We start from the raw sequence: 24,828 nt of genomic DNA on the forward strand, positions 1-24,828 counted from the left end.
TTTTTGTGCGCCAGATTGCGTTTTCTATAATCAATCACGCAAACTATTCCATTCCCAACTCTTTTAATTTACGCGTTAACGTATTGCGGCCCCAGCCCAGCAAACGTGCGGCCTCCTGCTTATGCCCTTGGGTATGACGCAGTGCCGTGGTGAGCAGCGTGCGTTCCATTTCAGGCTGTGCTTCTGACAGCAAGTTTTGATGACCGGAGCGCAGTGCGCGGTCGGCCCACTGTGCCAGCAATGTGGCCCAGCTGTCTGGCAGACTGTGGCTGGTGGTTTCTGGCGCAGAGGTCTCAAACAACTCACTCGGCAGATCCTGAATCAGCACCTCTTGCCCGGCGGCCATCACGGTTAACCAGCGGCAGGTGTTCTCCAATTGACGCACGTTGCCTGGCCACGGCAGACGAGTCAGAGCCGTTTCGGTCTCTGGATGCAAATTCTTCGCCTCAACGCCCAGCTCTTTTGCTGCCACCTGCAGGAAGTAGCGCGCCAGGCGCGGAATGTCCTCACGGCGCTCACGCAATGGCGGCAGGTGTACACGTATCACATTGAGACGATGGAACAGATCCTCACGGAATTTGCCTTCTTGTACGCGTAATTCCAAGTTCTGGTGTGTCGCGGCGATGATACGAACGTCTACCTTAACCGGGGCATAACCGCCGACCCGATAGAATTGGCCATCTGCCAGAACCCGCAGCAAACGGGTTTGAACATCCAGCGGCATATCGCCGATTTCATCTAGGAACAAGGTACCGCCGTCAGCCTGCTCAAAGCGGCCCTGACGGATCTGATTGGCACCGGTAAAGGCCCCCTTTTCGTGACCGAACAGTTCGGATTCGATCAGGTCTTTGGGTATAGCGGCCATATTTAATGCGATAAAAGGCGATTTGACGCGCGGGCTGTGGCGGTGCAGAGCATGAGCCACCAGTTCTTTACCTGTGCCGGATTCACCGTTGATCAACACGCTGATCGACGAGCGTGATAGACGTCCGATAATACGGAACACATCCTGCATTGCCGGGGCTTCGCCGATAATATCCGCTACCGGATCGTTAGCCGGCTGGCTGCGCGCCGGCTGTTGTTGTTCCTGATAATGACTGATAGCACGTTCGACCAGTGCGACAGCTTCATCGATATCAAAAGGTTTTGGCAGGTAATCAAATGCCCCTTGTTGATATGCGCTGACAGCGGCGTCCAAATCCGAATGTGCCGTCATTATGATGACCGGAAGCATAGGGTGGCGCTGCTTTATCTGCTTGAGTAATGCAAGACCATCCATGCCGGGCATGCGGATGTCAGACAGCAACACGTCAGGTGTTTGCGTGGACAGGGCTTCCAACACCTCATTGCCACTCTCGAAGGTCACGCAGCTCACACCCGCCCCAGTGAGTGCGCGTTCAAGCACCCAGCGGATGGAGCTATCGTCATCGACGATCCAGACTATCCCTCGTTGCATAGAAAACCTCACTGACGAATAGGCAGGTACACCGAGAATTCGGTATGTCCTGGCCAACTGTTAAATTCAATTTTTCCGCAATGTTGATCAATAAGATTACGGGCGATGGATAAACCCAAGCCGGTTCCGCCTTCGCGGCCACTGACCATTGGGTAAAACAGCGTGTCTTGTAACTGCGCCGGCACGCCGGGGCCGTCATCCTCTATATCGATACGTGCTGCCAGCCGGTAACGACTGCCATGCAGGGTGATCTGGAACGCGGTGCGGGTACGCAGCGTGATGGTGCCGCCAGCCGGCCCCAGTGCCTGCAGAGCGTTACGGGTAATGTTCAGCAGAACCTGTTCGATTTGATCCGGATCGTGTGCCATTTCTGGCAGGCTGGGGTCGTAATCACGGACCAGCGTCACGTTATCGGGTTTCTCGAGAGCCACCAGTTGGCAAACGCGTTCTGCGACCTGATGAATACTTTGGGTAATGTGCTGGCCAGGCCGTTGTGGGCCCAGCAGGCGATCAACCAGGTTGCGCAGGCGGTCGGCCTGTTCAATGATGACCTTGGTGTATTCGGTCAGTGATGGATCAGGCAGCGCTTTGGCCAGCAACTGCGCCGCGCCCCGTAAACCACCCAATGGGTTTTTGATCTCGTGTGCCAGACCACGGACCAAATCACGCGCGGCAACTTGTTGTGCGTGTTGTAACTGTTCCTGACTCAGGCGGCGTTGGTTATCCATCGGCGCCAGCTCGACCAAGATGTAGCCTTCAGGCAGCGCCTGGGCGGTCAAAGAGAGGATGTGCGCACGCCCGTCAACCACCAGGGTCACTTCGTTATCGGTAAAGCCCTGACCGGCGTGCAGGCTCTCACGCATCAAATCGACGTTCAGTGAGAAGTAGCCGAGCAGATCGGGTAACGGCGTACCGAAAAGTTTACGGGAGCTCTGTGCCAGCAGTTGTTGTGCTGCCGGATTGGCGTAATGAACCGCCAGTGAGTCATCCAACAGCAGAATGCTGTTAATGAGCGAATTGAGGATCTGCCCTGCGTCGGGCAGCTTGCCAGTTGCCATATATGCCCTTCATCTTTCAAGACGCAGCGTTGTTGGCTGCTCTTACTCACACCAGTCACTTGGCAGACCAAGCTCCTGTCGGTTGGCTCGGTTGCCGCCTAGCTGCACCTTGAAATTCATTGGGCATAGCAGACGACTGCACCTTTTTAGTGCATTTATCCTACTCCATCCGTCATGTACGCGGTATGGAATAGTTTTGCAGAAAATATGGTGGAGAAAAAAACCCATCCGAAGATGGGCAGAAAGTTTCCACGGCAACAAAAAAGACAACTAAATCTGGGCGCCGTCCGCAGACGGCGCGGTAAAACTTAAACGCTGTAGTAGAGTTCGAATTCAACCGGGTGTGGCGTCATGCGAACACGATCCATTTCTTCTTTACGCAGGTCGATATAAGCGTCGATCGCGTCGTCGGTGAAGACGCCGCCACGGGTCAGGAACTCGCGGTCTTCGCTTAATGCAGCCAGCGCTTCATCCAGGGAGCCTGCAACTTTTGGAATTTCAGCTTCTTCTTCCGGTGGCAGGTCATACAGGTTTTTGTCCATGGCATCGCCAGGGTGGATTTTATTAATCACACCGTCCAGGCCTGCCATCAGCAGAGCTGCGAAGCACAGGTATGGGTTAGCTGCTGGATCCGGGAAGCGAGCTTCGATACGACGCGCTTTCGGGCTAGCTACTACCGGAATACGGATAGAAGCGGAGCGGTTACGGGCTGAGTAAGCCAGCATGACCGGGGCTTCGTAGCCTGGGACCAGACGCTTGTAAGAGTTGGTGGTCGGGTTGGCCAGGGCATTGATTGCTTTAGCATGCTTGATGATACCGCCGATATAGAACAGGGCAGTTTCAGACAGGCCGCCGTATTTGTCGCCAGCGAACAGGTTCGTGCCGTTCTTGGACAGAGACATGTGGCAGTGCATACCAGAACCGTTATCACCGAACATTGGCTTCGGCATGAAGGTCGCTGTTTTACCAAATGCGTGAGCCACGTTGTGAACCACGTATTTGTAGATTTGGATTTCGTCAGCTTTTTTGGTCATGGTGTTGAAGCGGGTTGCCACTTCGTTCTGACCTGCAGTTGCCACTTCATGGTGGTGCGCTTCAACAACCAGACCCATTTCTTCCATGGTCAAACACATGGTAGAACGGATGTCTTGTGAAGAGTCGACCGGAGGAACTGGGAAGTAGCCGCCTTTCACTGCCGGACGGTGGCCTTTGTTGCCGCCATCGTATTGGGTGCCTGAGTTCCATGCGCCTTCGATATCGTCGATAGCCACGTGGGAACCACGGATGCTGCTGCCGAAACGAATGTCATCGAACAGGAAGAATTCTGGCTCTGGCCCGAACAATACGGTGTCCGCAATGCCGGATGAACGCAGGAAGTCTTCTGCACGCTTGGAAATGGAGCGTGGGTCACGGTCATAGCCTTGCATGGTGCCTGGCTCAAGGATGTCGCAACGAATAATCAGGGTAGATTCTTCGAAGAACGGGTCCAATACCGCCGTGCTGGCGTCTGGCATCAGCACCATGTCAGATTCGTTGATACCTTTCCAACCGCCGATCGAGGAGCCGTCAAACATTTTACCTTCTTCGAAGAAGTCGGCATTCACCTGGTGAGCAGGGATGGTGACGTGTTGTTCTTTACCCTTGGTGTCAGTGAAACGCAGGTCTACGAATTTCACTTCATGCTCATTCAGCATCGTCAAAACGTGTTCAGCGGACATACTTAACTCTCCCGGATTTATCATTGTCGTCGTCGTGGAACGAATCTGTGAAACTGGCTTTTTTTGCCTTGAAAAGACTAAAGCGAAAACTGTGCCAACTTTGCGAAAGCGTGTTAAACGCCTTTCTGTGCGGGTTTTGCACAGAATGAGTATGCACCATTAGTGACATATTGCACTTAAATGGTGCAATCAGTGCGAGGTGGGGCACTGTAATGGTGCAAAAGTGCACCAGATGATGCTTTTTGCACCGTGAAAGGGATCACATACTGACCTGTACACAGTTGTTTATAAGAGACTGTTGTGATCTTGTTTAGTCCCTCGCTTAATACGTGTACAATAGCGCGCTATTTCTAATGCCTGAGGCAAAGCTGTGATCGAAAATTTGCGTAACATCGCCATTATTGCCCACGTTGACCATGGTAAAACCACCCTGGTTGATAAGCTGCTGCAACAATCCGGTACTTTCGGAGAGCGTGTAGAAGCCACCGAACGCGTAATGGACTCCAACGATTTGGAGAAAGAGCGTGGGATTACCATCCTCGCAAAAAACACCGCCATTAATTGGAAAGACTACCGCATCAACATCGTGGATACCCCAGGACACGCCGACTTCGGCGGTGAGGTTGAGCGTGTGATGTCAATGGTTGACTCGGTGCTGCTGGTTGTGGACGCAATGGATGGCCCAATGCCGCAAACCCGCTTTGTGACCAAAAAAGCGTTTGCTAATGGTCTGAAGCCGATCGTGGTAATCAACAAGGTTGACCGTCCAGGCGCACGTCCTGATTGGGTTGTTGATCAGGTCTTCGACCTGTTCGTTAACCTCGACGCGACCGACGAGCAGCTCGACTTCCCAATCATCTATGCTTCTGCACTGATGGGGATCGCGGGTACTGACCACAATGAGATGGCGGAAGACATGACCCCGCTGTATCAAGCGATCGTGGACCACGTGTCTGCACCGCAGGTTGAGCTCGAAGCACCGTTCCAGATGCAGATCTCTCAGCTGGACTACAACAACTACCTGGGCGTGATCGGCATCGGCCGTATCAAGCGCGGTAAAGTGAAGCCAAACCAGCAGGTCACTATCATCGATAGCGAAGGTAAAACTCGCAGCGGTAAAGTGGGCAAAGTGCTGGGCCACATGGGTCTGGAGCGTATCGAGTCGACCCTGGCTGAAGCGGGCGACATCATCGCTATCACCGGTCTGGGCGAGCTGAACATTTCCGACACCATCTGTGACACCTCTGCAGTGGAAGCACTGCCAGCGCTGTCTGTCGATGAGCCAACCGTAACCATGTTCTTCAACGTCAACACCTCACCTTTCTGCGGTAAAGAAGGTAAGTTCGTGACTTCACGTCAAATCCTTGAGCGTCTGAACAAGGAATTGGTGCACAACGTTGCGTTGCGTGTTGAAGAAACTGAAGATGCTGACGCATTCCGCGTATCTGGCCGTGGTGAACTTCACCTGTCGGTTCTGATCGAAAACATGCGTCGTGAAGGTTTCGAACTGGCGGTATCCCGTCCGAAAGTTATCTTCCGTGAAATCGATGGTCGTAAACAAGAGCCGTTTGAGAACGTGACCTTGGACATCGAAGAACAGCACCAGGGTTCAGTCATGCAAGCCATGGGTGAGCGTAAAGCTGACCTGAAAAACATGGATCCAGACGGTAAAGGCCGTGTGCGTCTCGACTACGTGATCCCAAGCCGTGGCTTGATTGGCTTCCGTAACGAGTTCATGACCATGACCTCTGGTACCGGTCTGCTGTACTCCACCTTCAGCCACTACGACGATGTGCGTCCGGGTGAAGTTGGCCAGCGCCAGAACGGCGTGCTGATCTCTAACGGCCAAGGCAAAGCGGTAGCATTCGCCCTGTTTGGTCTGCAAGATCGCGGCAAGTTGTTCCTGGGCCACGGTGCGGAAGTGTATGAAGGCCAGATCATCGGTATTCACTCACGTTCTAACGACCTGACAGTGAACTGCTTGACCGGTAAGAAGCTGACCAACATGCGTGCTTCTGGTACTGACGAAGCAACTACCCTGGTCCCAGCTATCAAGATGACCCTGGAGCAAGCTCTGGAGTTCATCGATGATGACGAACTGGTAGAAGTGACGCCAACCTCGATCCGTATCCGTAAGCGTCACCTGACGGAAAACGATCGTAAACGTGCAAGCCGCGGTCCTAAAGACGCTTAATCGCTGATTTAGTCTGCAACACTTAGGGCGCGTCCAGCGCCCTGAGTTTTTTCCTCTGTCTTTTCTCATTTCTGCCGCGTGCTATACGCTTTTCCTCCTGCTCTCTATTCAGCCTCTGTTTTTCCCGCTACAGTAAAATCTCACCGGCCCATCAGGAGAGGACTATGCTGTATATCTTTGATTTAGGTAATGTGATCGTCGATATCGATTTCAAACGTGTACTGGGTGTATGGAGCAATTTAAGTGGTACGCCGCTGGCCGTATTGTCTGAGCGTTTCACTATGGGTGAACTGTTCCAACAGCATGAGCGTGGTGAGATCAGCGACGAAGACTTTGCTGAACGGCTGAGTGATGAAATGGGTATCGCCCTCAGTTTTGAACAATTTGCTACCGGTTGGCAGGCGGTGTTTGTTGCACTGCGCCCGGAAGTGATCGACATCATGAAGCGCCTGCGCAGTGAAGGCCATCGGGTCGTCGTCTTGTCAAATACCAACCGTTTGCACTGCAACTATTGGCCACAGCACTACCCTCAGGTTGCTGAAGCTGCCGATCATCTGTACTTGTCGCAGGACATCGGCATGCGTAAACCGGATGCCAACATCTATCTGCATGTACTCAACGCAGAAAATACTGCACCCGATCAGGCCGTATTTTTTGATGACGTGGAGGCGAATGTGGCAGCGGCTGAAGCGCTAGGGATTAAGGTCGTACACGTTACCGATCGTGACGTGGTGCCTGCGTATTTTGCCCAATGACCACGAAGCGTTAAGCTTAAGGCGTATATGCCTGTCGTCTTTCAAGCCGCAGCGTTGTTTGCTGCACGTACTTACCCCGGTGACTTATTAAGGTAAGGCTCTGGGGATCCCTACGCTTGCTGCCTGGCTGCAACTTGAAACCCATCGGGTAAAAAAACTGACATCAAGGGGTACCCATGTCATTTTTCCGCCGTAAGAAGCTGCCTTCTGCGATCAAACCTAGCGTCACCTTTGGGCGGTTGTTGATTAAACGGGTCGACAGTGATGGACTTACCATGCTGGCGGGTCACTTGGCTTACGTCTCTTTGTTGTCACTGGTACCCCTTGTGACGGTGGTGTTCGCGCTGTTTGCCGCGTTCCCGATGTTCTCTGACATTAGCGTCCAACTGAAAAGCTTTATCTTCTCTAACTTTATGCCCGCTGCCGGCAATATCATTCAAAGTTATTTGGAGCAGTTTGTCGCCAATTCCAACAAGATGACGGCCGTCGGTACCTGTGGGCTGATTGTCACTGCATTGTTGCTGATTTCTTCGGTAGACAGCGTGCTGAACACCATCTGGCGCAGCAAGAACCAGCGGCCGATAGTCTTCTCCTTTGCTGTGTATTGGATGGTGCTAACCCTGGGGCCACTGTTGGTTGGCGCCAGCATGGCCATCAGTTCTTATCTGTTGTCACTCAACTGGTTGGCGCAGACTGGGGTCAACAGCCTGGTGGATCAGGTGCTGCGTATTTTCCCGTTGATCCTGTCGTGGATATCGTTCTGGCTGCTGTATTGCATCGTGCCGACGGTACGCGTGCCACCTAAAGATGCGCTGATTGGCGCGCTGGTCGCGGGGCTGCTGTTTGAGTTGGGCAAAAAGGGGTTTGCCCTGTATGTCACCATGTTCCCGTCTTATCAGTTGATCTATGGCGTGCTGGCCGTGATCCCCATTTTATTCCTGTGGGTCTACTGGAGCTGGTGTATCGTGTTACTTGGCGCGGAAATCACAGTGACAATAGGGGAATACCGCGACTACCGCCAACAGAAGGCGGAACAACAGGATCAGCCACCAGAAGGGCAGTTATGATTGCGTTAATTCAACGGGTGTTAAATGCCAGCGTTACGGTCGATGGACAGACGGTAGGCAACATAGGCCCCGGTTTGTTAGTGTTATTGGGCGTGGAGCAGGATGATAACGAACAGAAAGCCGTGCGCCTGTGTGAACGTGTGTTGGGGTACCGCATCTTTGGCGATGAGAACGACAAGATGAATCTCAATGTCCAACAGGCAGGAGGTAGCCTGTTGGTCGTGTCGCAGTTCACGTTGGTGGCGGACACGCAAAAGGGCATGCGTCCGAGCTTCTCACGCGGTGCGGTACCGCAGGAAGCCGATCGGTTATACCAATATTTTGTTGGCCAGTGCCGTGAGCGCGGTATAGAAACCCAAACCGGTGAATTTGCGGCCGACATGAAAGTCGCGCTGGTGAATGACGGGCCGGTGACGTTTTGGCTTCAAGTCTAAGAGTGTTGGGAGAGAAGGCGTCTATGTATCACCTACGAGTACCGGTAACAGAACAAGAACTGAAGGATTATTACCAGTTCCGCTGGGAAATGCTGCGCAAGCCGCTGCACCAGCCGGTGGGGTCGGAAAAGGATGCCTATGACGCCATGGCGCATCACCAAATGGTGGTGGACGAAGGCGGTAAAATTGTCGCTATCGGGCGGTTGTATATCAACGCCGATAATGAGGCAGCCATTCGTTTTCTGGCTGTCGATCCCACGGTGCAGGACAAAGGCTTGGGGACGCTGGTGGCCATGACCCTGGAGTCGGTTGCGCGCCAGGAAAGCGTGAAGCGTGTGGTCTGTAGCGCCCGTGAGGACGCGGTGGATTTCTTTGCCAAACTTGGCTTTGTTAATCAGGGTGAGATTACCGCACCGCAAACCACGCCGATTCGCCACTTTCTGATGATTAAACCCGTGGCGACGCTGGACGATATTTTGCATCGCCCGGATTGGTGCGGCCAGTTGCAGCAAGCCTGGTACGATCATATTCCGCTTAGCGAGAAGATGGGGGTGCGCATCAGTCAATATACTGGCCAGCGTTTTGTCACCACCATGCCAGAGATTGGCAACCAGAACCCGCACCATACGCTGTTTGCCGGCAGCCTGTTTTCCCTTGCTACGCTGACGGCCTGGGGGCTGATCTGGTTGTTACTGCGTGAACGCCATCTGGGTGGCACCATTATTCTGGCGGATGCTCATATCCGTTACAGCAAACCTATCACCGGCCGACCGCGAGCGGTGGCGGACCTTAGCTCATTGAGCGGTGATCTGGCGCGTTTGGCACGCGGTCGTCGTGCGCGCGTACAGGCAGAAGTTCATCTGTTTGGTGACGATGACCGAGGTGCGGTGTTTGAGGGTACTTACATGGTATTGCCTGCCGAACCCGAAGTGCCCCTGGATCAGGGGGGATGCGAGGCAATAGATAATTGATATTGTGGCCCTCTCAACGCAACCCAGAGAGGGCCAATCAACCATTAAGGCAGTTGCTGGTTAACCGTCTGGCCGTCGCGGGCGGTAGCTTGCAAATGGCCCTGCAATGAAGCCTTAAACGGTCCATCGCTGTTCAACAAGCCTTTCAACTGTAGTTGCAGATTACCGTCACCCTCCAGTGGAACAGGTTGCCATCCCCATTGCTGCAGAGTATTTACCGGTACTGAACGGCCATTCAGCGATAGCGCAAAGGGTTTGCCCGGCAGCTGTTCTATGGTGGCTTTGGCTTCCAGTAGCCCCTGCGGCATAAAAGCGCTGAGATCGGTAACGTTGATCTGCCCGTCATTGGCGTTCAGAGCCAGTGATGGACGGCGAACGTCGATCTTATTGAAGGTGGCCTCACTGCCGTTCAGGTTGAGTGTACCGGACCAGATGCCCCATTGGTGGTCGCGTGCCAACAGCAGATTGCTGCCGTAACCGTCCAGTGCGGTTACCTGGAATGGGAAGGCAGGGTTGATATCGATGATCAGATTGCGGTTGGTGGTCAACTTACTGACGTATACCTCTGCCAACCAGTGTGGCAGCGGTTGCAACCACAGTGCACGCCAGTTACTCGGTAAGGTGTACTCCAGTGCGGCGACAGCCACTTCATCCAGTTGCAGACGGTTGTTGGTACGCAGCCAATTGCCGGAGGTGCGCAACAGCCCGCCTTCCCAGCGGGTGGTGAACTGCTGAATAGCGATGCCAGCGGGTGAGAGTCGCATATTCATGATCGGATCAATCAGGTGGACGCCACCGTTGATCAGGTCACTGGCGTTGAAGTTGAGCGAGCCGTCCGGGCTGCTCCAGTCGCCTTGTTGGAAGGTGACGTTTTGCAGCGACAGGTCGAGATCGTTGAATGCCCACTCTTTTCCTTCCAGTCGCGCATCGATCAAATCAAAACGTTTAAGTGTGATTGGCGGCATGGCGGTGAAGCGCTGCCAGAACTGCTCCAGCGTGAGTGGCGTCTGTAAACGCACGCCGCTCAGACGCAGTCGTTCCACCTGCCAACTGCCGTCGGCACCCCGAGTGGCTACCCCCGTCAAATCACCTTGCGCCAGATCGGCACCGAAGTCGCTGAGCTGCAACTGATTCTGTTTAAGTTCGCCCTGCACCAAGACTTTTGAGGCGGGGATGCCGTTGAGTGTCATTGAGCCCGCGCTGAACTGGAACTGATTATCTTCACCCAATGGGTGGCCCGCTTTGGGTTGCCATGGTGTGATGCCAGCACTGACTTGTTGCGCGTTGAGCTGCCAGGTTTCATCGTTGGATTGCAGCGCCATATTGCTCAGTTGCAATACATCGGCCCGTAGTGGCAATGCTGCATCTTGCTGTTGGAGGTTAAGCGTACCGTCGCGCAACGTAACGCTATGGAAAAAACGGGGCTCGGTAATTTGGCGCAGGCTGAGACCGAGATCCAGACGTTTGGCGACCAGCGCTTGTGGTCCATTCTTTTTCGCCAACTGAACGTCTTCCAGGCTGATTTGGCCCGGTTGGTTCCATGAGTGGGAGAGCTTCGTCACCGAGAGGCGATATTCGCTGTGATCGCTGACCCAGCGGCTTAACCAGCCGGCAGCCCAGCGGGTTTGCCCGATGACGTACAGCAACGCAATGGCAAGCACTACCAGCAGTAGCAACGTCAGCAACAGTTTCCCGATAAATTTCATCGTCTACATCCGCGTCGGTCAAAAAAGATACCCTGTTTATGCCGTAATTAGCCGGGCATCTCAAGTGCAATGGTCTGATAGGCAATAAAAAACGGCCGCAAGCGGCCGTTTGATAAGCAATGTGGCGATTATTGCTTTTCGTGTTCGTGCGGGAATAACAGGTTCAGCACGATAGCGGTAATACCGCCAGCGGCAATGCCTGAAGAGAGCAGGGTTTTCAGCCAATCCGGTGCGAACTGTAAGATCAGCGGTTGCTGAGAAACGCCCATGCCAACGGCCAGGGAGAGTGCCATGATCATGATCGCGCGGCGGTTCAGTCGTTCACGCGACACGATGCGCACACCCGATGCGGCAATGGTGCCGAACATCACGAGGGTCGCACCGCCCAGTACCGGCTCAGGAATGTGTTGCACGAAACCGGCCACCGCCGGGAACAAGCCCAGCGCGATCAGCATCAATGCCACCACAAAACCCACATAGCGACTGGCAACACCCGTCAGTTGGATCACGCCATTGTTCTGACCAAAGCACGAGTTGGGGAACGTATTGAATACTGCGGACAGCATGGAGTTCAGGCCATTGGCGAGCACGCCACCCTTCAGGCGCTTCATATACAGCGGGCCGCTCACCGGTTGTTCCGATACGTCAGAGGTCGCGGTGATATCCCCGATGGTTTCCAATGACGTGACCATAAAGATCAGCATCAGCGGTAGCAGCAGATTCCAGTCAAAGCCCAAACCGTAATACAGCGGCGTTGGGATGATAATTGCGGCTGTCTCGGTGGCCGGCTGAGTGTCTGGCAACATCCCCATGACCCAAGCCAAAAGGTAACCGACTGCCATGGCGATGACCAACGAGGCGACGCGAAGGTAGGGGTTACGCTGGCGGTTAAGCAGAATAATGACCAAGAGTACGGCCCCGGCCAACATCAGGTTTTTTGGCGCGCCAAAGCTGTGATCATTCATCGCGGCATAGCCGCCACCGATGGAGGTTAGCCCAACCTGGATCAGCGACAAACCGATAATCATCACCACAATGCCAGAAACCAGCGGGGTGATGATGCGACGCGCCAGATGCAGCACGCGCGATAACAGGATTTCGGTGCAGGAGGCGACCATCAGTGTGCCGAACAGTGCCGCCATCATGGTAGGGACATCGGCCCCCCCGTTTTTCAATGCCAGCCCACCCATAATCAGCGGTGAAACGAAGTTAAAGCTGGTGCCTTGAATCGAGAGCAAGCCGGAACCGACCGGTCCCCAGGTTTTAATTTGTAGGATGGAAGCCAAACCGGAAGCGAACAATGACATGCTGATGATGTGCTGGGTGTCTTGTGCCGGTAGACCTAATGCCTGGCAGATCAACAGAGCAGGGGTGATTACCGCAACAAACATCGCCAGCAGGTGCTGACCGGCGGCAAACAGGGTTTGCGGCAATGGCGGTCGGTCTTCCAGGCGATAAATGAGTTCGCTATTGCGCAGCGTTGAGGAGGCTTTTTGCTCTGCATCGAGCTCGGCGGATGGCATGGTCATGATGTGGCATTTCCGGAAACGGCAAAGCAGGCATTTTAATGATTTACCCCGCAAAAGCAAACGGTTGCGCGTTACTATTCTGTTAGCATTATCGGCGGTTATGTCGCATTTTCGTTCATTTTTTCTTGTGTTATCAGCGTTTTTTACTTCTAATCCTGCACTCATCAAGTTTTAAAAACTAAGCGGTTTTCTATAACTTATTATTTATTAATTGGATCTTTTCCCTTACATGGAGTACCTGGATGTTTCATCTTGATACTTATGGCACGTTAGTCGCGGCAACATTGGTTTTGCTCCTTGGGGGCAAATGCGTCACAAGCATCCCTCTGTTAAGAAAATACACCATTCCCGCACCTGTCGCCGGTGGCTTGCTGGTGGCTATCCTGTTATTAGCCCTGAAAAAATTCGCTAACTGGGAAATCAGCTTCGATATGTCGCTGAAAGACCCTTTGATGCTGGCCTTCTTTGCCACTATTGGTCTCAATGCCAACCTGGCGCGGCTGCGCGCGGGCGGTAAGGCATTGATGGTATTTCTGTTTGTCGTGCTGGGCTTGCTGTTGGTGCAGAACGCGATCGGCATCGGCATGGCAAAAATGCTGGGTCTGGACCCGTTGATGGGTCTGATCGCCGGTTCCATTACCCTGTCCGGCGGCCACGGCACTGGGGCGGCCTGGAGCAAGCTGTTCATTGAGCGTTACGGCTTTGAAAATGCCACGGAAGTTGCAATGGCCTGCGCCACCTTCGGGTTGGTTTTGGGCGGCCTGATCGGCGGTCCTGTGGCGCGTTATCTGGTGAAGCACTCTTCTACACCGGAAGGGTCTCCGGATGACAGCGTTCAGCCAAGCGGTTTTGAAAAACCGGAAAGCGGCCGTTTGATTACCTCGCTGGTCATGATTGAAACCATCGCGATGATTGCCATCTGTTTGAGCCTGGGTCAGTTTATTTCCGGCTTATTGAGTGGCACGGTGTTTGAACTGCCAAACTTTGTCTGTGTGCTGTTTGTTGGTGTGATCCTCAGTAACACACTGGCCTTCACCGGTTTCTATACTGTGTTTGAGCGTGCAGTATCGGTGCTGGGCAACGTTAGCCTGTCGCTGTTCCTGGCGATGGCGTTGATGAGCCTGCGCTTGTGGGAATTGGCTTCGTTGGCACTGCCAATGCTGGCGATCCTGGCAGTACAGACGTTGGTGATGGCACTGTACGCAATCTTTGTTACCTACCGGGTGATGGGTAAAAATTACGATGCCGCGGTACTGGCTGCGGGTCACTGTGGCTTTGGTATGGGTGCGACGCCGACGGCGATAGCCAATATGCAGGCGATTACCGATCGCTTCGGTCCATCGCACCTGGCGTTTCTGGTGGTGCCAATGGTGGGGGCGTTCTTTATTGATATCGCCAACGCGATTGTGATTAAACTGTATCTGCTGTTGCCGGTGTTCCCGGCGATTGGCTGATTCACCGGCCGTCATAACGAAAAAGGCGCCTGCGGGCGCCTTTTCTATGCCTGAATGTCAGGCGTTGGAGTAGCGAGCTTTCTCAGGTAACCAGCGCTCAACCAGCGCGCGGGCATGTTCCGGGTACTGTTGGTGGATATGGCGGGCTACGCGTTGTACTTCCGGGATCATAGCCTGGTCGCGCAGTAAGTCAGCCACTTTAAACTCTGCACTGCCGGTTTGGCGTGTGCCCAAGAGCTCGCCTGGCCCACGAATTTCCAGATCGCGCTGGGCAATAACAAAGCCGTCATTGCTGTCCCGCAGTACTTGCAGGCGCTGCTGAGCGGTTTTGCTTAACGGCGTTTTGTACAACAGAACACAGTGTGATGCCACAGCGCCACGGCCCACACGGCCACGTAACTGATGCAACTGCGCCAGCCCCAACCGCTCTGGGTTTTCGATGATCATCAGGCTGGCATTTGGCACGTCAACACCCACCTCGATCACCGTCGTAGCCACCAACAGTTGCAGTTCGCCTTGTTTAAAGGCCTGCATTACCGCCTGCTTCTCTTGTGCTTTCATGCGTCCGTGCACCAGCGCCACTTTCAGCTCTGGCAGCGCGGTTTTCAATTCTTCCCACGTGGCTTCCGCCGCCTGAGCTTCCAACAGCTCAGACTCTTCTATCAGTGTACAAACCCAGTACGCCTGCCGCCCTTCTTCCATACAGGCGCTTTTTACCCGTTGAATGATATCGGCACGCCGGGTGTCCGGAATGGCGACGGTCGTGACCGGCGTTCTGCCCGGTGGCAGTTCGTCTATGACCGATGTGTCGAGATCGGCATAGGCCGTCATCGCCAGCGTGCGAGGGATTGGCGTGGCAGTCATGATCAACTGGTGGGCATGGAAACCTTGCTCTTCGCCTTTCTCCCACAGCGCTAAGCGCTGGTGTACGCCAAACCGATGCTGCTCATCGATGATCACCAGCGCCAGGCCGGAAAATTGTACCTGTTCCTGGAAGATGGCGTGGGTACCAACCACCATGGAGACCTGCCCGCTGGCAATCGCTTCTTGTTGTGCGATGCGCGCCTTGCCTTTTTGCTTACCCGCCAGCCAGCCGACTTCTAATCCCAAGGGTTCAAACCACTGGCGGAAGTTGTTGGCGTGTTGTTCGGCCAGCAGTTCGGTAGGTGCCATTAATGCCACCTGCTTGCCGTGGGCGATAGCGCGCAGTGCCGCTAATGCCGCGACCAGCGTTTTGCCTGAGCCAACGTCGCCCTGCACCAGCCGCATCATCGGGAAGCTTTTTTGCAAATCGGCCTCGATGTCGGCCACCACGCGATCTTGCGCGCCGGTGGGGGCAAAGGGCAGTTGGGCGAGGAATTGTTTTTTAAGCCGGTCGTCCGGCATCAGGGGGAGCGCCTGATAGCTTTGCGCACCGGCGCGTACCGCCAGCATGCTGAGGTTATGTGCCAGCAGCTCTTCCATGATCAGGCGTTTTTGTGCGGGGTGTTTACCCAGCTCCAAATCTGCCAATTGGATATCCGGCGGTGGGCGGTGCAGAGTATGCAACGCCTCCGGCAGGCTCATTAAGCCACCGCTCAACTCCGATGGTAGCAGCTCGGTAATCGCACAGGTATCCAGCAATTCCAGCGCTTGATCGGTCAGCTTGCGAAGCGTGGCCTGCCGTATGCCTTCGGTGGTTGGATAGACCGGGGTCAGTGATTCTTGCAGCTCAACCTCGCTGCTTTCCCCCTGAATACGGTATTCCGGGTGGATAATTTCTGCACCATGATTACCGCGTTTAACTTCACCATAGGCGGTTACGCGACGGCCTGTTGCCAGGCTATTTTTCATCGCCGCATTGAAGTTAAAGAAGCGCATGGTGAGCAAGCCGGTGCCGTCACTGATCTGGCAAGTTAGCATGCGTCGACGACCAAAACTGATGTCAGTACGCAGAACTTCGCCTTCTACCGTGGCAAAAATGCCCGGCTGCAGGTCGTTAATTGGATAAAGCCGGGTGCGGTCTTCGTAGCGTAGCGGCAGGTGGAGCAGCAGATCCTGAATGGTTTCCAGGCCAATTTTGGCCAGTTTTCCCGCCTGGCTGGCACCAACCCCGGAAAGTGTGGTGAGTGGGACAGCATCCAGCAGGCGGCCTTTCATTTGCGTACCGTGGCTTGCATGGTTGCCCACCATTCGGCATCGGCGATCACTTGGCCTTGTTCGTCAATGTGCGGGCGCGACAGTTTTTTACGTTTCGCCACGTTGGCCAGCACCGGATAACCACCTTCAAACAACAGGCGCTGCTGTTCTTCCTCATCGAGCATGCTGTGCTCGCGGCGATACAGACCGGCATTTTGTCGCTGGCGTTGCGCTTCATACAGGATCAGTGCTGAGGCGACGGAGACGTTGAGTGATTGCACCATACCGATCATCGGGATAATGATGTCCTGATCGGCAAGCTGTAGGGCTTCTTCGGTAATACCGGTTTTTTCCTGGCCCAATAACACACAGGTAGGGCGGGTGTAATCCACCTCGCGGAAATCCACGGCACGATCTGACAGGTTAGTCGCCAGAATTTGCATACCTTGAGCTTTCAGGTGGGTCACCGCGTCGGCGATGGTGCGATGGGTTTTTACATTAACCCAGCTGTTACTGCCCGCTGCGGAGGAAACCAGGGTACGCATGCGTGTGGTTGGCCATACTGCATGCACCTGATGCACGCCGACGGCGTCGGCGGTGCGGATAATGGCGGAGACGTTATGCGGTTTATGCACCTGTTCCAGGCAGACCGTCAGATCCGGCTGCCGGGTAGCCAGCATTTCACAAATCCGCGCATAGCGTTCAGGGCTCATAGGCGCTAATTTCGGTTACGGTTAACTTTAATGACATCCGGCATGATACGGATTTTACGCATAATATTTGCCAGATGAATACGATTACGGGTGGTCAAGCGGATAAAGGCGCTGTAAACCCGACCGTCTTTTTCTTCGGTATTCAGGCTTTGAATATTGGACTCAGCCGCATTGATGGCCGCCGTCAGGTTGGCCAGCGCGCCCTGATGGTTAAACATGTCCACTTTGATTTCGGCGATAAATTCTTGCTCGATGTCTTTATCCCATTCTACCGCCATGAATTTCTCAGGCTCTTTTTGGTAGCCGCGGATATTCCGGCAGGATTCATGGTGGATCACCAAGCCTTTTCCTGGGCTGACATGGGCAATGATCGGGTCACCCGGAATCGGTCGACAGCATTTTGCGAAGGTGATCAGCACGCCATCGGCACCCTTGATCGCCAGGTTACGAACCCCGGAGGATGACCCCAGATTGGACTGGTCACCCTGCAAGTTTTTCGCTACCACAACGCTCATGGCGTTACCCAGGCCAATTTCTGCCAGCAGATCGTCCAGCGTCGCCAGCTTCATGCGATCCAACTCGTGTTGGATATTCTCTTGTGGGATCTCTGCCAGTTTGCGACTGCCGCCCAGTGCATGATTCAACAAACGACGGCCGAGGCCGACTGAGTCGTCGCGCTTGAGGTTTTTCAACATCTGGCGAATTTTGGCGCGTGCTTTTGAGCTGACAACAAAGTTGAGCCAGGCGGCGTTTGGTCGCGCACCCGGGGCCGTGATGATTTCGACCGTTTGGCCGCTGGTCAGTGACTGCGACAGCGGATACGGCTGGCGATCGACACGTGCACCGACACAGGCATGGCCAATATCCGTGTGCACCGCATAGGCGAAATCGACCGGTGTGGCCCCTGCAGGCAATTCAACGATGCGCCCCTCTGGGGTGAAAACGTAAATCTCATCTGGGAACAGATCGGATTTGACGCTCTCGATAAATTCAAACGAGCTGCCGGCACTTTGTTGTAGTTCCAGCAAGCTTTGCATCCAGCGCTGAGCGCGGATTTGTGCCGTCGTGCCGGTTTCGCCCTGTTCTTTTTCTTTATAAGCCCAGTGCGCGGCAACCCCCATTTCGGCCATCTGATCCATATCTTCAGTACGGATCTGCACCTCTACCGGCACACCATGTGGGCCGATCAATGAAGTGTGCAGCGATTGATAACCGTTGGCCTTGGGAATGGCAATATAGTCTTTTACCCGACCCGGGCGTGGTTTATACAGGCTGTGAGCCTGGCCCAGTACGCGGTAGCAGGTATCGACTTCCTTCACGATTACACGGAACGCGTAAATATCCATAATTGAATGGAAACGCTGTTCTTTCAGGTGCATCTTGAGGTAGATGGAATACAGGTGTTTTTCCCGACCGCTGACGCGGCAAGGAATACCGGCTTCGGTCAACCGGCCTTCGATCTCGGCGAGAATCTTCTGGATCATCTCTTTACGGTTACCGCGTGCGGCTTTCACCACTTCTTTGATGACGCGGTAGCGGTTTGGGTACAACGCTTCAAAGCCCAGCTCTTCCAGCTCGGTTTTAAGGTGGTGAATACCCAGACGATGGGCCAGAGGGCTGTAAATTTCCAGGGTTTCACGCGCGATACGCCGCCGTTTGTCGGGGCGTAGCGAACCGAGGGTGCGCATGTTGTGCGTACGGTCGGCCAGCTTGATCAACACGACGCGGATATCCTGCACCATCGCCATGATCATCTTGCGGAAGTTTTCCGCCTGAGCTTCTTTTTTATCCTGGAATTTCAGTTTGTCGAGCTTGGATACGCCTTCAACCAATTCGGCGACGCTTTTGCCGAATAGCTGTTCCATATCCTGATAGGTGGCCGGGGTGTCTTCGATGACGTCGTGCAGCAGGGCTGCCATCAGCGTCTCATGATCGAGACGCATTTCCGCCAGAATACAGGCCACGGCGACCGGGTGAGTAATGTAGGGCTCACCGCTGGAGCGTGTCTGTCCCTCGTGAGCATCACGTGCAACGAGGTATGCCTGTTTGAGGCGCTTAATCTGCTCCTCAGGCAAGTAACGTTGAATCAGCAGATTCAGGCTTTCAAACAGGTACAAAGGCAGACTCGCAGTCTAATTAACGACGACCTTCAGCAATCGCGGTAACCGCTTGAATTTCAGCGGCTTCTTGCTCTTGCTGTTCCTGACGATCACGAACATCGAGGATCTGGCTGGTGATCAGGCCTTCTTCGATTTCGCGCAGTGCGATAACGGTGTACTTGTCGTTTTCTTCAGGAACAAGTGCATCTTTACCGCCAGTCTGGATTTGACGTGCCCGACGAGCAGCGACCAACACCAGGTCAAAACGGTTACCAATTTTCTCTACAGCGTCTTGAACAGTTACGCGTGCCATATTTGTGCTACTCCACAGGTGACGAAAAGACTGGGCATAATACTGAAACTGTCTTCAGTCTGCCAATAGTTTGCTGATTAAAGCGTCATGCCGCAGTAATTGGCGGCCTAAACGCAGGCGTTCGGCGCGAATAATGGTTTTCAGATCGGACAGGGCCAGATCGAAATCATCGTTCACAATTAAATAATCATACTCCGCGTAGTGTGTCATCTCTGCCACAGCTTGCGCCATGCGCTTGGCGATCACTTCATCAGAGTCTTGTCCGCGGCCACGCAGGCGACGACCAAGTTCTTCCTTTGACGGCGGCAAAATAAAGATGCTGCGCGCTTGCGGCATTTTGGCGCGGATTTGCTGTGCGCCTTGCCAGTCTATGTCCAGGAAAACGTCTACGCCGGTCGACAGCACCTGTTCAATAGCCGCACGTGACGTACCGTAATAGTTACCGAACACTTCGGCGTGCTCAAGAAACGCATCCTGCTCAATCATTCGGCAGAATTCTTCTTTTGAGACGAAGAAATAATGATCGCCATGTTGTTCACCCGGGCGGCTGTCGCGCGTGGTGTGCGAAACCGAAACCTGTGTGTCGTACAGCGGTTGCGTCTTTAACAAAGCCTGAATCAGACTTGATTTCCCTGCGCCGCTAGGGGCAGAGACAATATAAAGCGTGCCTTGAGCCATGATGATGTTCGTTGATAGCGGTTGATATGCCAATAACAGCGGATGTGTATTTTCTCCGCACAGTATACACGGCTAACGCGTCGGGTGCAGCGTTAGCTCGCATTTTGCCCGTCTCTTTGTGCTGAAAAAACCTCAAACCAGCAGGTTTGCGCAGCGTATCGCTAAATTTCTTCGGTTTTCTGCAATGTGCCAAATCTTTCTCGAGCTGCTTTGCGGAACGGCTGATTGGGCATTGCCGCCTCCTGACGTTGTGGTTTTACTGCCGGTTATCAGGGAGGTGCACAATGTACAAAGGTGCCGGGCGTATCGGAATGACTCTGCTGTGCGGATTGGTATTCAGTGGAGACCTGTGGGCGGAAAACTGCCCAACGTGGCGGCCAGAGCGGCTGCAACTGGAGATTAGTACGCTAAAAAACCAGCTTGAGCGTTGGGATGTGGCGTATCACCAGCAGGGCAACAGTTTAATTGAAGATGAGGTGTATGACGGTCTGCAGAAAAAACTGCAGATATGGCGACGTTGTGCTGGGACAGCGCCAGCAGATGAGTTCACTCCGCTTTTGGTTCCGGGCAAGGTCCCGCATCCCGTTGCGCATACCGGGTTGCGCAAACTGCCGGATTCTGCGGCTGTGGCCCAGTGGGTAAATGGCCGTCGCGATCTCTGGGTTCAGCCAAAAGTGGACGGCGTCGCTATCACGCTGGTTTATCGTGACGGAAAATTAACGTCGGCGATTAGCCGGGGAAACGGACTGAAAGGCGAAAACTGGCTGGAAAAGGTGCGGGCTATACCGGCGGTGCCTGCCAGCATTAAGAATGCCCCACAGACGCTGGTGCTGCAGGGAGAGCTGTTTCTGATGATGAACGATCACCAACAAAAGCTCAGTGGTGGTCTCAACGCCCGGGCCAAGGTCGCTGGAGCTCTGATGCAAAATAAGCTCTCGCCACTACTGCAGCAGATTGGTCTGTTTGTCTGGGCTTGGCCAGACGGTCCGCAGGACATGGCGCAGCGTTTAGGACAGCTTGCTGCAATGGGCTTTCCTCTGGCACTGGCTTACTCGCAGCCGGTGAACTCATTAGCCGAGGTGCAACAATGGCGCACACGTTGGTATCAAGCCGCGTTGCCGTTCGTCACCGATGGTGTGGTGATTCATCAGGCTAGCTCACCGAGTGGCCGTTACTGGCAAGCGAAACCCGGTGGTTGGGCCGTCGCCTGGAAGTATCCACCGACACAGCAGGTCGCGCGGGTCAATGGCGTTGATTTCAATATTGGCCGCACCGGAAAAATTGCCGTTGTGTTAAGGCTAGAGCCCCTCAGAATGGACGATAAATGGGTAACACGGGTGAACCTCGGTTCCCTACCCCGTTGGCGGCAGTTGGCGATTGTACCCGGCGATCAGGTCACGATCAGCCTGATGGGGCACGGCATTCCGCATCTTAATAACGTGGTCTGGCGGGGAACGGATAGGTCGGTGCCCAGTGCCCCATCCGCTGAACGTTACCATCCGTTGAGTTGTTTCAGCTGGCAGCCTGATTGCCGTCAGCAATTTCTTGCCCGGTTGGCGTGGTTAAGTGGCCCGCAGGGGCTGAATCTTCGAGGCGTCAGTGAATCTACCTGGCGGACGCTGATTGACCGGGGATTGGTACGACACCTGCTGGATTGGTTGGTGCTGACGCAAGAACAACTGATGTTGACCCCCGGCATAGGCGACAAGCGCGGACAGAGTATTCACGGGCAATTTCAGCTGGCGCGGCAGCAGTCTTTCGCGCGTTGGCTGGTTGCTTTAGGTGCACCGCTGTCCCCGCAGCAAGCGATGACGCTGAAAAATTGGCATCAGACCCGGCAAATATCCCCTGATGCGTGGCGTAAAGTAGCGGGTATCGGCGCTAAAAGGGCACAACAAATTGTCGTGTTTTTCCAGCATCCGCCAGTTCTGGATCTGATCGGTACGTTGGCATCCCAAGAAATTGAGGGCTTTGCCAATATCCAGTGATGTGACATTACTCTGCAGGCTCGTCGGCAATGGACTTCAACGTTGCCTGCGGGGACGGTGAGGTATGGCGTAGAAAAACAAAAACGATGCCCCCGGATATGGCTGCCAACAGGGCCAGAATATACAGCAAGCTATGAAACGCAGCTTCGTAGCTCTGCTTTAACGCTACAGCATCTATCTTCAGCAGTGCCGCGGCCTGGGGCAGATCGCCCATCGCTAACCGGTGAGCCCCGGCGACAGTGTCGGCCAGTGGCATGACTGGCAGATGCCGTTCAACCAAGGTCGCCAGCAAGGCACCCACGACGGCCAGTGCGATGCCTTCGCCCGCGACCCGAATGGTGCTGAAAATACCGGTGGCCATGCCTGCGCGTTCCTTCGGCACCACGCTGACCGCCAGGCCATCCATCAGGCCCCAGGGCAGGCTGATGCCACAACCAATGATCAGTAACGGCAGGATCAGCCTATAAAATGGCTGCCCTGGTGCATATTGAGCCAACCCTACCAGGCCGAAGGCGCAGATCAGTAAGCCCACACTGGCAATGATGCCAGCGGAAAAGCGGTGCGCTAGTAAGCCAGCCAGCATCGGTAACACTAATAGCGGCGCAGAGAGTGCGAGCATAATGATGCCAGTATCCAGGGGGCTGTAACCCTCGACGCCAATAAAACGTAACGGGAGTAAAACCAGCAGCACAACATAAGAATAGGCAGGGGCGGCGGCCAGAAACTGCACGCCGACAAAGCGTGGATAGCGGAATAAAGACAGATCGAGCATCGGTCTGCGCACACGGCGTTCGATCAGAATAAAGGCCAGCATTGAAAGTAGCGCGCTACAAAACAGCGCGATGATCCCATGGCTATTCCAGCCGCTTTCGGGAGCCTGAATGATGGCGTAAGTCAACAGCGTCAAAGCCAGGGTGAAGGCCACCGCGCCGGGCCAATCAAGTTTGGCTGCCGCCGGATCGCGCGATTCATGCATATAGCGTGTGCCGGTCGCCAGGGCGATGGCGCTGAGTAACGACACGCTGGTAAAAATCGAGTGCCAGCCAAAGTGCTGTACCAAAAAACCGGCCATCACCGGGCCAAATGCCAGCCCGACGCCAAACGTAGTGCCCAGCAGGCTGAAGGCTTTGGTACGTTCAGCGCCATCAAACACCTGCGCCAGGCCTGCAGTTCCTCCGGCAAATGCTGCCGCTGCGGCAAAGCCTTGCAAGGCACGGATCAGATCAAAGGCAATAATGTCCCGAATCGCCAGCATGATCAGTGAACTCAGCGTCAATACCGCCAGGCCACTGACGAATATGCGTTTACGACCAAAGCGATCGGCGAGCGCACCGGCGATCATCAGACTGCAGCCGAAAGTTAGCATAAAGGCGTTAGTGACCCAGTTGAGGGCCACTGCACTGCCGCCCAGGCTGGTGGCGATAGCAGGTAGAGAAACTGCCGGCCCGGTAAAGTTAATCGGCATGATTAACCCCGCCAGGCAAACGGAGAACAGGATGATCCAGCGCTGGGGGTGAGCAGGCAGCGTTGGGTGGGGCTCTGGAAGGCTCAGAGGTTTAGTCATGGTTAGCTCCAGCTAAAGCATTGTTGGCTGGGTTGGATGATAGGGTGGATTTAATTGGCTAAAAATGGGGCTTTATTCCACTCTTTAAGGACAATAACTCTCTAATTGGAGCCTCTATGGACAGCCTCAGCGGTTTATTGGCGTTTGTTCGCGCTGCCGAGCTACGCAGCTTTGTTGCCGCTGGTGAACGGTTAGGCGTATCGGCTTCTGCGGTAGGGAAAAGCGTAGCCAGGCTGGAGGAGTCATTGGGCGTCAGGTTGTTTAACCGCAGCACCCGTCGCATCAATTTGACCGACGAAGGCGCCCTTTTTTTTGAACGTTGCCAGCGCATTGTTAGTGAAATTGAAAATGCCGAGGCTGAAATGGCCAGGATCTCTGATGCGCCACGTGGCAAGCTGCGGGTGAGTATGCCGGCGGTTGGCTATCGGATGCTGGTGCCGCTGCTTTCTGAGTTTACCGCGTTTTATCCCGAGGTGGAGTTGGATGTGGACTTTAATGACCGGATAGTAGATCTGATCGCTGAAGGCATTGATGTGGCGGTGCGCGGTGGCGAGCTGGCGGACTCTCGGCTGATGGCTCGCAGATTGGGGCCGTTCCGGCTGATACTGACGGGGGCACCGGAGTACTTCCAGCGCCGTGGCATGCCCCAGAGGCCTGAAGACTTGCTTAACCATGCCAGCTTACGTTACCGCTACCCGGGTGGCCAGCAACTGCAGGCGTGGAACCTGTCAGAGGGTGAGCCTGTTTCCCTTCGAATACCGGTGACGCTGAGTTTTAACAGCATTGAAGCGCTGATTCATGCCGCCCAAGAAGGGTTGGGCATCGCTTATCTGCCGGATTTTACGCTATGTCAGCCAGTTGATGCACGGCGGCTGGTTCCCGTGTTGGAGCAACACACGCAGGAACAGGGGTTTTTCTCCGCGCTATGGCCGTCAAACCGACATATGCTGCCCAAGGTTCGAGTCTTCGTCGACTACCTGGCACAGCATATGTTGCCGCTGCGCTGAACCCGG

Annotated in this window: 19 protein-coding genes; 8 read left to right on the top strand and 11 right to left on the bottom strand. The window is 54.5% G+C overall.

From position 1 onward, the window contains the following. Window positions 1-43: 43 nt before the first annotated feature. The 3 genes from glnG to glnA form a co-directional block, all read right to left on the bottom strand. Window positions 44-1,456, bottom strand: coding sequence for a nitrogen regulation protein NR(I) (gene glnG / locus AC2FCQ_RS19510; RefSeq protein WP_265556780.1), 1,413 nt, complete (start codon window positions 1,454-1,456; stop codon window positions 44-46). 8 nt (window positions 1,457-1,464) lie between these two features. After that, window positions 1,465-2,514, bottom strand: a complete 1,050-nt coding sequence (gene glnL, locus AC2FCQ_RS19515; protein WP_265556779.1) for a nitrogen regulation protein NR(II) — start codon at window positions 2,512-2,514, stop codon at window positions 1,465-1,467. Window positions 2,515-2,822: 308 nt separating this feature from the next. Further along, on the bottom strand, window positions 2,823-4,232 hold the full coding sequence (glnA, locus tag AC2FCQ_RS19520; protein ID WP_020837667.1) for a glutamate--ammonia ligase: 1,410 nt from the start codon (window positions 4,230-4,232) through the stop codon (window positions 2,823-2,825). 370 nt (window positions 4,233-4,602) lie between these two features. On the opposite strand from glnA, the gene typA reads away from it, so the two are divergent. From typA to fabY, 5 genes are all read left to right on the top strand, one after another. Next, a complete protein-coding gene (gene typA, locus AC2FCQ_RS19525; protein ID WP_037421790.1) occupies window positions 4,603-6,426 on the top strand; it encodes a ribosome-dependent GTPase TypA in 1,824 nt (607 codons plus the stop codon). 164 nt (window positions 6,427-6,590) lie between these two features. After that, entirely contained in the window at window positions 6,591-7,181 is a 591-nt protein-coding gene (gene yihX, locus AC2FCQ_RS19530; protein WP_209640185.1) for a glucose-1-phosphatase, read from the top strand. A 176-nt stretch (window positions 7,182-7,357) separates the two neighbouring features. Continuing rightward, entirely contained in the window at window positions 7,358-8,248 is an 891-nt protein-coding gene (locus tag AC2FCQ_RS19535; protein WP_209640182.1) for a virulence factor BrkB family protein, read from the top strand. Further along, window positions 8,245-8,682, top strand: a complete 438-nt coding sequence (dtd, locus tag AC2FCQ_RS19540; RefSeq protein WP_209640179.1) for a D-aminoacyl-tRNA deacylase — start codon at window positions 8,245-8,247, stop codon at window positions 8,680-8,682. Before AC2FCQ_RS19535 ends, dtd begins: the two co-directional genes overlap by 4 nt. A 23-nt stretch (window positions 8,683-8,705) precedes the next feature. Continuing rightward, the gene (fabY, locus tag AC2FCQ_RS19545; protein WP_209640176.1) at window positions 8,706-9,653 is read left to right on the top strand and encodes a fatty acid biosynthesis protein FabY; all 948 of its coding nucleotides are present in this window, start codon (window positions 8,706-8,708) and stop codon (window positions 9,651-9,653) included. A gap of 44 nt (window positions 9,654-9,697) precedes the next feature. Here fabY and AC2FCQ_RS19550 read toward each other — a convergent pair whose 3' ends face one another. Beyond that, window positions 9,698-11,359: an AsmA family protein gene (locus tag AC2FCQ_RS19550; RefSeq protein WP_490308885.1), complete on the bottom strand. Its 1,662-nt coding sequence runs from the start codon at window positions 11,357-11,359 to the stop codon at window positions 9,698-9,700. Between the two features lie 128 nt (window positions 11,360-11,487). Continuing rightward, a complete protein-coding gene (locus AC2FCQ_RS19555; protein ID WP_490308886.1) occupies window positions 11,488-12,888 on the bottom strand; it encodes a nucleobase:cation symporter-2 family protein in 1,401 nt (466 codons plus the stop codon). A 242-nt stretch (window positions 12,889-13,130) separates the two neighbouring features. Between AC2FCQ_RS19555 and gltS the strand changes: the two genes are divergently transcribed. After that, window positions 13,131-14,342 (top strand): sodium/glutamate symporter, encoded by a 1,212-nt coding sequence (gene gltS / locus AC2FCQ_RS19560; protein WP_209640167.1) that lies wholly within the window; start codon window positions 13,131-13,133, stop codon window positions 14,340-14,342. Between the two features lie 57 nt (window positions 14,343-14,399). Here gltS and recG read toward each other — a convergent pair whose 3' ends face one another. The 5 genes from recG to gmk are packed head-to-tail and all read right to left on the bottom strand — an operon-like array spanning window position 14,400 to window position 20,263. Further along, complete coding sequence (gene recG, locus AC2FCQ_RS19565) at window positions 14,400-16,481, bottom strand: ATP-dependent DNA helicase RecG (RefSeq protein ID WP_209640163.1); 2,082 nt, start codon at window positions 16,479-16,481, stop codon at window positions 14,400-14,402. Next, window positions 16,478-17,173, bottom strand: a complete 696-nt coding sequence (gene trmH / locus AC2FCQ_RS19570; RefSeq protein WP_490308887.1) for a tRNA (guanosine(18)-2'-O)-methyltransferase TrmH — start codon at window positions 17,171-17,173, stop codon at window positions 16,478-16,480. The genes recG and trmH overlap by 4 nt, the downstream gene beginning before the upstream one ends. Window positions 17,174-17,178: 5 nt before the next feature. Then, on the bottom strand, window positions 17,179-19,290 hold the full coding sequence (gene spoT / locus AC2FCQ_RS19575; RefSeq protein WP_209640156.1) for a bifunctional GTP diphosphokinase/guanosine-3',5'-bis pyrophosphate 3'-pyrophosphohydrolase: 2,112 nt from the start codon (window positions 19,288-19,290) through the stop codon (window positions 17,179-17,181). 19 nt (window positions 19,291-19,309) lie between these two features. Further along, window positions 19,310-19,585: a DNA-directed RNA polymerase subunit omega gene (gene rpoZ / locus AC2FCQ_RS19580; RefSeq protein WP_004953385.1), complete on the bottom strand. Its 276-nt coding sequence runs from the start codon at window positions 19,583-19,585 to the stop codon at window positions 19,310-19,312. Window positions 19,586-19,639: 54 nt separating this feature from the next. Next, window positions 19,640-20,263, bottom strand: coding sequence for a guanylate kinase (gmk, locus tag AC2FCQ_RS19585; RefSeq protein WP_041415115.1), 624 nt, complete (start codon window positions 20,261-20,263; stop codon window positions 19,640-19,642). A 284-nt stretch (window positions 20,264-20,547) separates the two neighbouring features. Here gmk and ligB point away from each other — a divergent pair, with 284 nt between their 5' ends. Further along, on the top strand, window positions 20,548-22,251 hold the full coding sequence (gene ligB / locus AC2FCQ_RS19590; protein WP_490308888.1) for an NAD-dependent DNA ligase LigB: 1,704 nt from the start codon (window positions 20,548-20,550) through the stop codon (window positions 22,249-22,251). Window positions 22,252-22,258: 7 nt separating this feature from the next. Here the strand turns inward: ligB and AC2FCQ_RS19595 are convergent, their stop codons facing one another. Beyond that, window positions 22,259-23,815, bottom strand: coding sequence for an MFS transporter (locus AC2FCQ_RS19595; protein WP_490308889.1), 1,557 nt, complete (start codon window positions 23,813-23,815; stop codon window positions 22,259-22,261). A 116-nt stretch (window positions 23,816-23,931) separates the two neighbouring features. On the opposite strand from AC2FCQ_RS19595, the gene AC2FCQ_RS19600 reads away from it, so the two are divergent. Further along, on the top strand, window positions 23,932-24,822 hold the full coding sequence (locus AC2FCQ_RS19600) for a LysR family transcriptional regulator (RefSeq protein WP_490308890.1): 891 nt from the start codon (window positions 23,932-23,934) through the stop codon (window positions 24,820-24,822). Window positions 24,823-24,828: the final 6 nt, after the last annotated feature.

The sequence above is a fragment of the Serratia sp. CoH_134_PS_4 genome, assembly GCF_058190535.1.

Bases quoted from the DNA above. Each gene is read 5' to 3' on its own strand.
- dtd (WP_209640179.1), top strand. From the start codon at position 8,245: ATGATTGCGTTAATTCAACGGGTGTTAAATGCCAGCGTTACGGTCGAT.
- AC2FCQ_RS19555 (WP_490308886.1), bottom strand. From the start codon at position 12,888: ATGACCATGCCATCCGCCGAGCTCGATGCAGAGCAAAAAGCCTCCTCA.
- gltS (WP_209640167.1), top strand. From the start codon at position 13,131: ATGTTTCATCTTGATACTTATGGCACGTTAGTCGCGGCAACATTGGTT.
- yihX (WP_209640185.1), top strand. From the start codon at position 6,591: ATGCTGTATATCTTTGATTTAGGTAATGTGATCGTCGATATCGATTTC.
- AC2FCQ_RS19550 (WP_490308885.1), bottom strand. From the start codon at position 11,359: ATGAAATTTATCGGGAAACTGTTGCTGACGTTGCTACTGCTGGTAGTG.
- rpoZ (WP_004953385.1), bottom strand. From the start codon at position 19,585: ATGGCACGCGTAACTGTTCAAGACGCTGTAGAGAAAATTGGTAACCGT.
- ligB (WP_490308888.1), top strand. From the start codon at position 20,548: ATGTACAAAGGTGCCGGGCGTATCGGAATGACTCTGCTGTGCGGATTG.
- fabY (WP_209640176.1), top strand. From the start codon at position 8,706: ATGTATCACCTACGAGTACCGGTAACAGAACAAGAACTGAAGGATTAT.
- recG (WP_209640163.1), bottom strand. From the start codon at position 16,481: ATGAAAGGCCGCCTGCTGGATGCTGTCCCACTCACCACACTTTCCGGG.
- AC2FCQ_RS19595 (WP_490308889.1), bottom strand. From the start codon at position 23,815: ATGACTAAACCTCTGAGCCTTCCAGAGCCCCACCCAACGCTGCCTGCT.
- AC2FCQ_RS19600 (WP_490308890.1), top strand. From the start codon at position 23,932: ATGGACAGCCTCAGCGGTTTATTGGCGTTTGTTCGCGCTGCCGAGCTA.
- glnG (WP_265556780.1), bottom strand. From the start codon at position 1,456: ATGCAACGAGGGATAGTCTGGATCGTCGATGACGATAGCTCCATCCGC.
- gmk (WP_041415115.1), bottom strand. From the start codon at position 20,263: ATGGCTCAAGGCACGCTTTATATTGTCTCTGCCCCTAGCGGCGCAGGG.
- trmH (WP_490308887.1), bottom strand. From the start codon at position 17,173: ATGAGCCCTGAACGCTATGCGCGGATTTGTGAAATGCTGGCTACCCGG.
- AC2FCQ_RS19535 (WP_209640182.1), top strand. From the start codon at position 7,358: ATGTCATTTTTCCGCCGTAAGAAGCTGCCTTCTGCGATCAAACCTAGC.
- glnA (WP_020837667.1), bottom strand. From the start codon at position 4,232: ATGTCCGCTGAACACGTTTTGACGATGCTGAATGAGCATGAAGTGAAA.
- glnL (WP_265556779.1), bottom strand. From the start codon at position 2,514: ATGGCAACTGGCAAGCTGCCCGACGCAGGGCAGATCCTCAATTCGCTC.